We start from the raw sequence: 12,465 nt of genomic DNA, 5'->3' as shown, positions 1-12,465 counted from the left end.
CTCTTACACAGCCAATTAAACAGGCTGTGTAAGAGAGGCAGACTGATGACGCATTTTTTGCGTACCGCCCCGCAAAATGATGCAAACTACTCGTTTAACTAATTGATATATTAAGATTTAATACGCAATATAGTCTTTCCCTTCTGTGACTACACCGCTTCTCCTGACATGATGTGCTCATGGTGTGATGAAACGGGAAAACGCATGAATGACACTCGCAATGATGAATACACACAAAGCATTTAAACGTTTACAACGAGCAGGCATCAACGATCGCCAGGCAGAAGCGATGGTGGCTATTTTTTCTGAACTACAGCAGGACAATGCCCTGTCGCGAGCCGATGTCATGCGGGCTTTTCAGTTTCAAAATCAGCATATTATGATGTTAAGCACGCAGTTGAAGAAAGCGGAGTCCGACCTCAGAACCGAAACAGGCGATGTTGCGAAAGGTGTAGAAGTCCTTCAGACGGATAACGATGTATTCAGGACGGATATTGTTGAGCTCAAAACCGACGTCGCTGAACTCAAGACGGATGTTGCTGAACTTAAGACAGACGTGGCTGAACTTAAGACAGACGTGGCTGAACTTAAGACGGACGTGGCTGAGCTCAAGACAGACGTTGCTAAACTCAAGACAGATGTGGATGAACTCAAGACAGACGTTGCTGAGCTAAAGACAGACGTCGCTGAACTTAAGAAGGACGTGGCTGAACTCAAGACGGATGTTGCTGAGCTCAAGACAGACGTTGCTATACTCAAGACAGACGTGGCTGAGCTCAAGAAGGACGTGGCTGAACTCAAGACAGACGTCGCTGAACTTAAGACAGACGTGGCTGAACTTAAGACAGACGTGGCTGAACTTAAGACAGACGTCGCTGAGCTCAAGACGGACGTCGCTGAGCTCAAGACGGACGTCGCTGAACTTAAGACAGACGTGGCTGAACTTAAGACGGACGTCGCTGAACTCAAAACGGACGTAGGCAATCTAAAAAACGATATGTGCTGGGTCAAGCGCCTGATGATGGTCATGACCACCACGCTGCTCATGGCGACCATGAAATATATGCTTGTCTGAACGTTTCCGGCGACTCAGGCCTTAGCCGCGTAAGGTTTCCAGCTTTTCACGCTGCTGTCCATCGGGAGTAAAGTTAGCTTCTGCCAGCCAGCGCGTCAGGCCGTTTTTGACGTGTGGCCATTCACTGTCGATGACAGAAAACCAACAGGTATTGCGCGTGCGACCTTTATAAACCCGCGCCTGACGAAATTCACCTTCATAGCAAAACCCTAAACGAAGCGCGGCCCGGCGTGAGGGCAGATTGCAACTGTCACATTTCCACTCATAGCGCCGGTAGCCAAGTTGCTCAAAGGCGTAACGCATCAACAGAAAATGCGCTTCGGTCGCCATTCTTGTCTGCTTTAGCAAGCGGGAAAAGGTGACATATCCCACTTCCATCGCCCCATTTGCCGCATCGATACGCATCAGCGACAACGTACCGACGGCCTGACCGGTTTCAACATCAATGACGCTGAAATGCAACGGGTCCCGGCTCTCCTCCATTGTACTGGCATGGGCTAACCAGGCGGCTTCATCATTAAACGGTCCCTCAGAAAGGTAGGTCCAGTCACGGCCATCTTCGGCTAACGACCAGGCCTGCCAGAGCGCATTCGCATGCGCAGCGACACTAAAAGGTTCCAGACGGCAAACCTGCCCCTGAAACACCTCATGCTGAGGTAAAGGACGTGGCTGCCAGTCAGGCAGCGATTGCCCTACCGGTTGACCATACTGATTGACGTGCTGCGACATTTGGCCTCCTTCTGTGCGGTTAGTAAAAATACGTTGCCATGTTGCAAAGAAGTTGAGAAGTCACCACAGATAAAAAACAGACAGAAAAAAGAAAACGGCCTCTTAATGAGGCCGTTGAAGCGATTCCTGCTGACATAACGCCGCAGGATTATCCGCGGAAGAAGATATCGCCAGATTTACCCATAACGATCTTACCGGTGTCGTTGGTGATCAGAATGTAATTGGCATTGATATAAGCCCAGTGCGTATCTGGCTGAGGCGCAGGCAAGTTGCGTTTCTGCCACTCAGTGATGGTGTAAGTCTTGCTCCGATACTTGTCTGGCACGGTATCACCGATTTTGTGCTCTTTATAATCGATGATAATGGTGCTGAGATCGTAATTCGGCTTACCCGGATTGCCAGCTGACTGCGAAGGCGTTGTTGGGGTAATACCGTCATTGGAGTCAGAACTCATCGGTGCCTGCGGCTGGGCAGGTGCGGTGCCAGGCTGGGCGGTGCCCGCACCAGGTTGCGCGTTGTTATCGCCAGGCTGAGCAGCGGGATCGGCTGGCTGAACCTGCGGTGGCGGTGGCACGTTATCGGTGGTTTCACCCGCAGCCTGGGCCGCGGGAATCAGGCTCAGCGAGCCGAACAGTAAACCAGCTGAAATAAAAGCAATTTGAGTCCTGCGCATAATAATTTCCACATTGAATTGATTTTAATAACAGTAGACTACTCTGAAGACAATCTAAACAGGGTTGCGGTTCCGTCACTCATAAAGGTAAGTGTAAGGAATCACGACTCATTCCGGACCCAACCTATACCTTACCTGTCTTTCTCTGCCAGGTTAAGCAGCAATGTGATACCAAGATAGTTACTCCAGTTAAACGCGTTTTGCAGGACCACGATGGCATTGCCAGCCTGCCTGTCAAAGCCAATAAAGGCAGAATAACCACCAATATAACCGACCTGATAAGTCACATTTCTTCCTGCCAGGCTGTCTGTTACCCAGGCGATGTTCTGCGTTTGCGAGCCCTGCTGATACACGCCTTTATTGACCTCTGCAAAAGCCCGGTTGAGCGCAGGATCGGCGACGGCGTTGAGATGTGCGCGCAGATAGACGCTCAGATCCCGTGCGTTACTGTAAAGGCTGCCAGCCGCGACCATATTACGATGGAAACGCCAGTCCGGGGTAAGGTCACCGCGCGGGATAAACTTTGGCTGATCGCCAGCATGACCTAACGCGCGCGTGGCAAAACCGCTTAACCGTTCAGGCACAAAGCCGGTGTTATTCATTCCCAATGGTCGGAAAATTCGTTGGCGGGCCAGCGTTTCAATATCATTGTGGCACCGTTCTCGCAAAATATAGCCCAGCAGCGCATAGCCAAGGTTAGAGTATTGCGGCACCCGCTGACGCGGGGCAGAAAAATCGGCCAGGTATTCCAGCACCGCATCACTATCCAGGTTGCCATAAAAATTCTGACCGCTACGCAGATAGCCAATAAACTGCATAAACATCGGCAAATCCATATCCTGACGCGGCAGACCGGACGTATGGGTCACCAACTGTAACAACGTGATATGGCGTGCATCCTGACTTAACCTGACGTCAGAGGGCAGTAAATCGGCCAGTGTGTCATTCCAGTGCAGTTGGCCTTCGTTAACCTGTTCGATAATGACTTCTGCGGTCACGCCTTTACTTAGTGAGCCGAGCGCAAATAAGGTATCAGGCGTAATCGGATAGCGATGTACGTCATCGGTGACGCCAGCGCTGTAAAACAGGGTGGGATTGTGATGGTGGATAATGGCGATGCTGATGCCGGACACCTGTTTGCGCTGCATATAATGGCGCACCAGATCGTCCAGGTTGTCATGGAAGTCGCTGTGCGTCAGATAAAGCCTGTCGCCTGTCGGCGCAGAGGTTTGCGACAGCGTTCCGCAGGCGGCTAACAACAGCGTACAGATTATCAGCATAGCGCTGCGCTTAAACAGACGGCTGCATCCGCTCAACAGGCCGGATAACCTCCGGGTTTTATACTCTTTTCTGGTCACTCCACTCGCGCCCATCTTATTGTTGTTATCAGGCACTGACGAACGTTCATATCAGCATCATGCCGGCGTATACCGCGGTGCTTATATCGGCACGACGTAGCCGAATCTTTATGCCTCTGATGATGCTTTTCAGACAACAGGTTGTCGCCTGATACAAACCTCCGTCAGAGAAACGAAGCAGGCTAGCGCCAGATAACCCCGATCGTGCAGCAAAGCGCGTTGCAGGTCGCGGAGAGTAACATAGCGGGTGAAGTAATGCCTCTGCCAAGTCTGTTGCCGCTCAGGGCAATCTGACGACGCTGCCATTAGCGCAATAAGCGTGTACACTGCGCGTTTTTACACGCAGTAAATTTTCTGCTGCACCAGATACGCCCGGAGATACCCATGAAAGAAGGCCCGTTAAGCGAAAAAGAGCTGCAATGGCTCGAAGATATGCTGGAAAAATACGGCAGTGAAGCGTCGATTCTTGACGTCTCCGAACTGGACGGCCTGCTTACCGCCGTGCTTTCAGGCCCAACAATGGTAGAACCCAGCCGGTGGTTAATTGCGCTCTGGGGCGGCGAAAAACATATTCCTAAATGGAGTAATGAGCGTGAAATGACGCGCTTTATGGAACTCAGCTTTCAGCATATGAATGACATTGCTGACCGCTTATCTGAGTTTCCGGAACAGTTTGAACCGCTGTTTGGCGTACGCGAAATGGAAGGGCTGGAATTTACCGTGGTTGAAGAGTGGTGCTACGGCTACATGCGTGGCGTGGCATTAACGGACTGGTCTGCGCTTCCCGCGGCGCTTCAGACGTCACTGGACGCTATCGCCTTACATGGTCTCGAAGAGAACCTGGAAAAGGTGGATGCACTCACGCCAGAAGAAATGGAAAGCAGCATTGATGCGATTTGCCCTGCCGCGCTGGCGCTTCATGATTACTGGATCTCACAGCCAGAAGCCATTCCACAGATACAGCAGCCGATAACGGCGGAAAAACAGCCGGGCAGGAACGATCCCTGCCCCTGTGGCAGCGGTAAAAAATACAAGCAATGCTGTCTGCATTGATCGACGAGGGAGCCCTGTTGGCTCCCTTTTTTATTCTGCTGATCCGTGCTGAATAACACCTTGCCATCCTGATCGGCACGCCTTCATCCCTGAACGCGTCACGGAATGACCGTGGCGTGGCAGGCGATAAACGGACAAGCAGAGCAAGATAAAAGCACAAAGCAGCCGGTGAATCTTGTTTTCCTGTCCTCACCCGACGGACAGCGAGATAGCCTTAGCCGCACAGAAACGTGCGTCCTAATGACCTTCCTCTTTTTTAATCATCTCTATCGCGACCACGTTATGTTTCATCGCCTCGTTAAGCACCTGCACCGCCGAGGAGGCGTCACGGTTTTTAATCGCCATAAACACTTTGATATGTGCCTCAACGCTTTCAAGCGTGATGCCCAGTGAGCGATTTAGCTCCTCAAGATAATAGTAATAAATATCTTTAATGGACTTCATCACGTTGTAAAACACACTGTTATGAGAGGCGCGGATAATCGCCAGATGAAAGTCGTAATCCGCTTCCGAGTACTTCTTATAATCGCCTTTGTTGATGAGCATATTATTGAGCGCGTGCTCCAACAGGCCGATATCCTCTTCCGTCGCGTGTTCCACGGCCAGCTCAACACATTTAAACTCAACGGTCTGGCGAAAGACCATCATGTCGTTAAACGCTTCCCGGCTCAGATGCATTAACGGTCTGGCGTTATTGTTGAGCATGTGCGGCGAAAAGTCTTCACACACATAGCTGCCGCTGCCCTGACGCGTAATCACAATGCCGAGATCGCGCAGGCGTTGGACCGCACTCCTGATACTGACGCGGCTTACATTAAAAGAGTGCGTCAGCTCCGCTTCAGAAGGCAAACGCGTGCCTGCAGACCAGCTACCGTCCAGTAGCCTGGCCTTAATTTGCTCGAACACTTCGTTAACGACGTTCTGTTTCTGAATGGATTTTATGCTCACAGCACTGTCTCATATGATGTCCTACATGACGCCATTCTATCTCATGCGTTACAACAAAGTCCTGCGCTAACACCCAGCCCCAGACATCACTCGCCGCTTCGTGCCCGGAGCGTGGGGGCAATGTGCTGACGACCCGCAGGTACGCCGCCTGACGCATCAGCCTCCGCGGTAAGATCCCGATCGGCCACCTCAGGCATAACCAGTGATGCCAACAGACCAATACAGGAATAGCAGATCAACATGACCGCAATCGGATACCATGAGCCCGTGAGCTGGCAGAAAATGCCAGCCAGCAGCGGCCCTAATCCGGTGGCAAACAGCCCTCCGATTTCCTTCGAGACAGCCATCTGAGCAAAACGGTTTCTGGAACCAAACATCTCCGCCATGGTGATCCCTTCAATCGCTGCCTGGCCTAATACGGCAATGTTGTGGATCACGATCAGGCAAACCATGATGGTACTGACGGACTGCGCTTTATCGACGATCAGCGAAATCATCGGGTAAGCCAGAATAATCGAGCCCAGCGTCAGTATGCGGTAGGGAATTCGACGCCCTATCCGGTCTGACAGCCAGCCGATAAGGGGAATGGACAGAAAACCAATGACCGAACTCACCATGATGGCATCAGTGGGAACCGCCTTGTTGAACAACAGCGTCTGGACCATATAACCCGCCAGAAAGGTCTGAATGATGCCTGAGTTACCCGCCTGACCAAATCGCAACCCGGTAGCAATCCAGAAGGCTTTGCCCTTCATTAACGGGAAAACGGACTGGCTTGGCTGTTCGTGGGGCTTAACGGTGGCGGATTGGGCGACATTTTCAAACACCGGGCTTTCTTTCAGGTTAAAGCGCAGCCAGATAGCAAAGCCCATCACCACGAAACTGGCCAGGAAAGGAATGCGCCATGCCCAGGCAATCACGTCGTCATTGGTGAAGAAGAAAAACATGGCCGCCCAGATTGCCGTTGCACTCAAGGTACCGCAGTTGGTTCCCATCGCAACCAGCGAGGCGATAATGCCCTTTTTACCTTTAGGTGCATATTCAGCCAGCATCGTGCTGGCACCTGATATTTCTGCACCGGCGCCTAAACCCTGAATAATACGCAGTGCGACCAGCAGTAAGGGCGCTAAAATGCCCACCTGCTGATAGGTCGGTAATACGCCAATTAAGGTGGTACTCACGCCCATTAAGGCGATAGTAATAAACAGGACTTTTTTACGGCCAACGCGGTCGCCCATTTTACCAAAAAAAACGGCCCCGACGATTCGTGCAATATAACCGGCACCGTAGGTTCCCATTGCCAGAATCAGCGCCATTGCACCGGATTGTTCGGGAAAAAACACTTCATGAAAAACTAATGCCGCACCAAGAGAATAGAGCTGGAAATCCATAAACTCTAACGTTGTACCCAGCCATCCTGACACGGATGCCCTGACAAGATCAGACGTATTACGTTTGGTGGTGTTGGTATTTGAATGACTCATGCTTTCACCCTGAGGTCGACGATGCGTTAACAGACCATTAAATGACAGGCGAGCGCCGCTCACGCGAGCGTGAGCTTATTTTCACCCGCGATAATTACTGCTGTTTTTTAGCCACAGTCATGACGACTTGTTTTAGTGTCTTTTATGAAAACTGAACTAATACTTTTGAATGCTGCGTTTTATCACTGGCCGCATTTAATGCCGCCTCAATATCGTGATAGTCATAATGACCGGAGAGAATTGGACGCGGATCGATAATGCCTTTTTCTAGCCATTTAACCGCAACGTCAAATTCATCAATAAAGCGGAAGGAGCCTTTCCAACTTATTTCTTTTACCAGCATCTGTGCCACAGGAAAATTAAGCGGACTTTTTCCCATGCCTATTTGAACCACAACGCCGCCTGGTCGCGTTACCAGAATACTGGATTCAATCGCCGCTTCTGCTCCGCTGGCTTCCAGCGTGACGTCAAAATATCCCCGGTTTTCACCGTAGCGGGCAACGGCGGCCTGATCGCTTGCATCCACCGCCGCGTCCGCCCCCATTTCCACCGCAATACGGCGGCAACGCTCGCTCAGATCAAACGCCACAATCTCTGCCGCGCCGGATGCTCTTGCCGCCGCAATCGCTAATGCGCCTATGGGGCCCGCGCCCATCACCAGCACCTTTTTACCCACGATGCTGCCTGCCACATTGAGCGCATGGATCACTACCGCCGTAGGCTCGGCAACGGCCATGACGCTGGACGGAACCTGCTCATCGTAAGCCACGCACTGTTGCGCAGGCACCACGACATACTGTGCAAATCCACCGTTCACGTGCGGGGTAAACTGGGCGCTCCCCATAAACCGCATGGTGGCACAGGCATTCTGCTTACCTGCCCGACAATACTCACACCGCCCACAAGGCTGAGAGGGATTAATCGCGACTTTTTGCCCCGGCTGTAGCGACGAAGCGGCCGGGGCATGAAAAATGCGCCCCACAAATTCATGACCAATCACCAGCGGTTGTGTGATCACCGATAATCCAGCGCGCCCTTCGTGGTAATAGTGAATATCAGAGCCGCAGATACCGCCGCATTCCACTTTCACAACGACATCATCATCCGAATATTTCAGCTCGCGCTGTTCAACCACTATCTCTTTTTTGCCCTTTGCCACACAGGCATGAGTTATTACGCTATGCACATCTTTTTCCTCTTCTCGGGTCAATGAGGCTTACAGCACAGCCAGCCAGCCGCCATCCACGTAAATAATCTGACCATTGATATAATCTGAGGCAGGCGATGAAAGAAAAACGGCCGTACCGGCCACTTCTTCGGGTCGTCCCCAACGCTGCGAAGGGTTGCTACTTTTCACCCAACTGTCGAACTGGGCATCATTGACCAGCGCACTGTTCATATCCGTCAAGATGTAGCCCGGCCCAATCGCATTGGTCTGGATATTAAACTGCGCCCATTCGGCTGCCATTGAGCAGGTAAGCATCTTAATGCCGCCCTTGGCGGCGGTATAAGGTGCGACGGTTGGTCGAGCCGCTTGGCTGGTCAGCGAGCCGACATTAATGATTTTTCCGCCACGGTTACGGGCGATCATGCGTTTTGCCGCCGCGCGAGACACCAGAAAGGCGCTGGTCAGATTGGTATCAATCACCTTTTGCCAGTTTTCTAGTTCCAGCTCCAGCATGGGTTTGCGGTACTGAATCCCGGCGTTATTAATTAAGATATCGACCGCGATCCCCTGCTCGTCCAGACTGGAGAACGCCTCTTCTATGGCACTTTCACTCGTGACATCGAATACCATTCCGGTTACGCCAAAGCCTTTATTGGCGAGCTGTGCCACGGCGTCAGTCAGAACGGCTTCACGCGTACCGTTCAAAATAACCTGCGCGCCGGCAGCGGCCAGCGCTTCCGCGTAGGCAAAACCCAGCCCCCGGGAGGAACCGGTTATTAAGGCCGTTTTACCGGTCAGGTCGAACATTGCAGTCATGTTTCACCTTTAAATATGTATGACAACTATCTTATTAAGGTGAATTTACGAGCAGATTAAATCAATACACAATGCGTGTTTATGAGGCGCGCATCACAAAGCATTAACAAAAAACTCAGCTAACTGATTGTATAATATTAATATAAACATAAATTATTTACAGAAAGGTGATTCAGTCGATCGCTGTCACAAAAACGTCAGGACAAAAATGAAATCGGCAAGCTTTGTGATAAAAAGAACATGTTGTATGACAACATACCTTTGAGCCGTGAGCAGCAGCGATGAGTACGGTGGCGGCTAATGTTCTGAAAATTAAGGAGCTATTGTGAGTAATCTGTTTATCACCAACGTGAAAACAATTTTGACTGCGCCGGGCGGAATCGATCTGGTGGTGGTTAAAATCGAAACCAATGAGCCAGGGTTATATGGTTTGGGCTGCGCCACCTTCACGCAACGCATCTATGCCGTGCAAAGTGCCATTGACGAGTACCTTGCCCCGTTTCTGATTGGCAAAGATCCTGCCAGGATCGAAGATATCTGGCAGTCCGCCGCCGTGAGTGGCTACTGGCGTAACGGCCCGGTAATGAATAACGCCCTTTCCGGCATTGATATGGCGCTATGGGATATCAAAGGTAAGCAGGCCGGCCTGCCGGTTTATGAGCTGCTGGGCGGGAAATGTCGCGACGGTATCGCGCTCTATGTGCACACTGATGGCGCAGATGAAGCCGAAGTGGAGGACAGCGCACGCGCCAAAATGGAGGAAGGTTATCAGTATATTCGCTGCCAGATGGGCATGTATGGCGGTGCAGGTACCGACGACCTGAGGCTGATTGCCACCCGCATGGTGAAAGCGAAAAATATTCAACCCAAGCGCTCGCCACGTAACAAAGCGCCGGGGATCTATTTTGATCCAGAAGCCTACGCGAAAAGCATTCCGCGCCTGTTTGATCATCTGCGCAATAAGCTGGGTTTCAGCGTGGAGCTACTCCATGATGCTCATGAACGTATTACCCCAATTAACGCGATTCATATGGCCAAAGCGCTGGAGCCTTATCAGCTTTTCTTCCTTGAAGATCCGGTGGCACCCGAGAATACCGAGTGGCTGAAAATGTTGCGCCAGCAATCTTCCACGCCGATTTCAATGGGCGAGCTGTTCGTCAATGTGAATGAGTGGAAGCCGTTGATCGACAATAAACTGATTGATTACATCCGCTGCCACATTAGCTCGATTGGCGGTATCACACCGGCGAAAAAAATCGCCATTTACAGTGAATTAAATGGGGTTCGCACCGCCTGGCACAGCCCCGGCGATATTTCACCGGTTGGGGTTTGCGCCAATATGCATCTGGATCTGAGCTCACCCAACTTCGGCATTCAGGAATACACGCCAATGAATGATGCGCTGCGTGAGGTATTTCCGGGCTGCCCTGAGGTTGAGCAGGGCTATGCTTACGTTAATGATAAGCCAGGTTTGGGTATAGATATTAATGAGGCGCTGGCGGCGAAATTCCCCTGTGAGGGCGGCAATCCTGGCTGGACGATGGCCCGCACCCCGGACGGCACCGTCTGGCGTCCCTGAATAATCATGTGTTTTTGCAGAGGCTCAGCATTGAGCCTTTTGCTTATCACTCCTGTTAATGGCCGGGTCAGGCACCACCGAAACAGGCCGGCCAATGAAGGTTTATCGTGTTCAGAAAAAGATAAATAACAGGCCGGATAACGATGCTCTGTTTTTTCAGGTTATTCTGCGCGCTGGGTAAAATACGCTGACATGCTTTTCCCCCAGGCAACACAATAATCCCTCCAGGCTAAGACGATTATTCTTCGGGTTTATTCACGATATTATTGTCTTCATCCATCTGGTAAGGCATATCCGCTTCTATTCCCCCCTTTCCGGTTTTGGCAACCACACTGGTGTAACGCTTTCCATCCCAGCAGCGAAAAATCAGGGTTGAATTTTCCCCGGCCGTCAGCGTTGAGCCATTGCTCCCTATCAGTTTGCTGCGGCATCCCGCAGTAAGAATGCTGTTGATGCCCGCCGTCAACTTGCTTCGATCTCCCGCCATGAGTATGCATTCATTGCCTGCGGTCAGTTTGCTGCGATCGCCTGCGGTGAGATAACTGTTGTTGCCTGCCAGAAGCTTGCTGCGATCCCCGGCGGTTTGGGTGCTGTCTGCACCCGCGATCAGCTTGCCGCGCTCTCCAGCCATTTGCACACTGTCTGCCCCGGAGATTAATGTGCTGCGATAACCCGCCGTTTGTGAGCTGCCTTTTCCCGCAATCAGCATGCTGCGGTTGCCCGTGATCTGTGTACTTTCCGGGCCAGCAATCAACGAGCTTCGATGGCTGGCGATCTGATTACTGCCATATCCCGCCGTTAAGCTACTGCGTCTGCCGGAAATCAGGCTGCTTCCGTAACCGGCGGTAAGTACGCTGCGAAGCCCGCTGATTAACGTACTGCCATAGCCCGCCGTCAGGAAGCTACGAATACCGCTGGTCAGCGTACTGCCGTAGCCTGCAATCAGGGAGCTGTCTGCGCCCGCCGTTGAGGTACTGCCGTAACCTGCCGTCAGCGTGCTGCTGTGTTCTGCCGTTTGCGTGCTGCCATAACCGGCTGTCAGCGTGCTTTGATAACCGGCAGTCTGGGTGCTGCCGTAACCGGCAATCAATGAGCTGTCATAACCGGCCATCGAGGTACTACCATATCCGGCAGTCAACGAACTCTCTTCCCGGGCAGTCTGCGAACTCCCGTAACCGGCCATCAGCGTACTTTTAAAACTGGCTGTCTGGGTGCTGCCATAACCAGCAATCAGCGAACTCTCATAGCCTGCCGTCGAGGTACTGCCGTAGCCGGTCGTGAGATCGCTATTCTCCTGCGCCGTCTGGGTACTGCCGTAGCCCGCCGTCAGAATGCTGTTGTAGCCCGCGGTCTGGGTGCTGCCGTAGCCCGCAATCAGCGAACTGTCTGCACCCGCCGTCGAGGTGCTGCCGTAGCCTGCCGTCAGATCGCTGCGCTCCTGCGCCGTCTGGGTACTGCCGTAACCGGCTGTCAGAATGCTGTGATAGCCCGCGGTCTGGGTGCTGCCGTAGCCCGCAATCAGCGAACTGTCTGCACCCGCCGTCGAGGTGCTGCCGTAGCCTGCCGTCAGATCGCTGCGCTC

The 12,465-nt window shown here is 52.1% G+C and carries 10 protein-coding genes and 1 pseudogene; 3 read left to right on the top strand and 8 right to left on the bottom strand.

What is annotated here, in order from left to right; all coding sequences use genetic code 11:
• Nucleotides 1-208: 208 nt before the first annotated feature.
• On the top strand, nt 209-1,075 hold the full coding sequence (locus tag FBY13_RS23650) for a DUF1640 domain-containing protein (protein ID WP_145393562.1): 867 nt from the start codon (nt 209-211) through the stop codon (nt 1,073-1,075).
• A gap of 21 nt (nt 1,076-1,096) precedes the next feature.
• On the opposite strand, the gene FBY13_RS04065 is transcribed toward FBY13_RS23650, so the two are convergent.
• The 3 genes from FBY13_RS04065 to FBY13_RS04055 all read right to left on the bottom strand — a co-directional run bounded on the left by FBY13_RS04065 (nt 1,097) and on the right by FBY13_RS04055 (nt 3,751).
• Nucleotides 1,097-1,804, bottom strand: a complete 708-nt coding sequence (locus tag FBY13_RS04065) for a GNAT family N-acetyltransferase (RefSeq protein WP_145393561.1) — start codon at nt 1,802-1,804, stop codon at nt 1,097-1,099.
• 148 nt (nt 1,805-1,952) lie between these two features.
• Complete coding sequence (locus FBY13_RS04060) at nt 1,953-2,477, bottom strand: RcnB family protein (RefSeq protein ID WP_063878293.1); 525 nt, start codon at nt 2,475-2,477, stop codon at nt 1,953-1,955.
• A 131-nt stretch (nt 2,478-2,608) separates the two neighbouring features.
• Nucleotides 2,609-3,751 carry a serine hydrolase domain-containing protein gene (locus FBY13_RS04055; RefSeq protein WP_145393667.1) on the bottom strand — a complete coding sequence of 381 codons (1,143 nt, stop codon included), beginning with the start codon at nt 3,749-3,751 and terminating at the stop codon, nt 2,609-2,611.
• Nucleotides 3,752-4,219: 468 nt separating this feature from the next.
• On the opposite strand from FBY13_RS04055, the gene FBY13_RS04050 reads away from it, so the two are divergent.
• A complete protein-coding gene (locus tag FBY13_RS04050; RefSeq protein ID WP_145393560.1) occupies nt 4,220-4,888 on the top strand; it encodes a YecA family protein in 669 nt (222 codons plus the stop codon).
• A 237-nt stretch (nt 4,889-5,125) separates the two neighbouring features.
• Here the strand turns inward: FBY13_RS04050 and FBY13_RS04045 are convergent, their stop codons facing one another.
• The 4 genes from FBY13_RS04045 to FBY13_RS04030 all read right to left on the bottom strand — a co-directional run bounded on the left by FBY13_RS04045 (nt 5,126) and on the right by FBY13_RS04030 (nt 9,304).
• On the bottom strand, nt 5,126-5,836 hold the full coding sequence (locus FBY13_RS04045) for a FadR/GntR family transcriptional regulator (protein ID WP_063878291.1): 711 nt from the start codon (nt 5,834-5,836) through the stop codon (nt 5,126-5,128).
• 86 nt (nt 5,837-5,922) lie between these two features.
• Nucleotides 5,923-7,320 (bottom strand): MFS transporter, encoded by a 1,398-nt coding sequence (locus tag FBY13_RS04040; RefSeq protein WP_145393559.1) that lies wholly within the window; start codon nt 7,318-7,320, stop codon nt 5,923-5,925.
• A gap of 142 nt (nt 7,321-7,462) precedes the next feature.
• On the bottom strand, nt 7,463-8,506 hold the full coding sequence (gene idnD, locus FBY13_RS04035; RefSeq protein ID WP_145393558.1) for an L-idonate 5-dehydrogenase: 1,044 nt from the start codon (nt 8,504-8,506) through the stop codon (nt 7,463-7,465).
• A 30-nt stretch (nt 8,507-8,536) separates the two neighbouring features.
• Nucleotides 8,537-9,304 (bottom strand): SDR family oxidoreductase, encoded by a 768-nt coding sequence (locus tag FBY13_RS04030; RefSeq protein WP_063878288.1) that lies wholly within the window; start codon nt 9,302-9,304, stop codon nt 8,537-8,539.
• Nucleotides 9,305-9,629: 325 nt separating this feature from the next.
• Here FBY13_RS04030 and FBY13_RS04025 point away from each other — a divergent pair, with 325 nt between their 5' ends.
• Nucleotides 9,630-10,883, top strand: a complete 1,254-nt coding sequence (locus tag FBY13_RS04025) for an enolase C-terminal domain-like protein (RefSeq protein WP_063878287.1) — start codon at nt 9,630-9,632, stop codon at nt 10,881-10,883.
• Nucleotides 10,884-11,121: 238 nt separating this feature from the next.
• Here FBY13_RS04025 and FBY13_RS23645 read toward each other — a convergent pair.
• A pseudogene (locus tag FBY13_RS23645) lies at nt 11,122-12,465 on the bottom strand (Ice nucleation protein); the annotation flags it as partial.

The sequence above is a fragment of the Pantoea sp. SJZ147 genome, assembly GCF_007828605.1.
GTDB lineage: Bacteria > Pseudomonadota > Gammaproteobacteria > Enterobacterales > Enterobacteriaceae > Pantoea > Pantoea allii.
Note: the sequence above shows the minus strand (reverse complement) of the source record. Positions and strands in the feature narration are given on the sequence as shown.

Coding starts and splice junctions, on each gene's coding strand:
- FBY13_RS23650 (WP_145393562.1), top strand. CDS start 209: ATGACACTCGCAATGATGAATACACACAAAGCATTTAAACGTTTACAA.
- FBY13_RS04040 (WP_145393559.1), bottom strand. CDS start 7,320: ATGAGTCATTCAAATACCAACACCACCAAACGTAATACGTCTGATCTT.
- FBY13_RS04030 (WP_063878288.1), bottom strand. CDS start 9,304: ATGACTGCAATGTTCGACCTGACCGGTAAAACGGCCTTAATAACCGGT.
- FBY13_RS04050 (WP_145393560.1), top strand. CDS start 4,220: ATGAAAGAAGGCCCGTTAAGCGAAAAAGAGCTGCAATGGCTCGAAGAT.
- FBY13_RS04065 (WP_145393561.1), bottom strand. CDS start 1,804: ATGTCGCAGCACGTCAATCAGTATGGTCAACCGGTAGGGCAATCGCTG.
- FBY13_RS04060 (WP_063878293.1), bottom strand. CDS start 2,477: ATGCGCAGGACTCAAATTGCTTTTATTTCAGCTGGTTTACTGTTCGGC.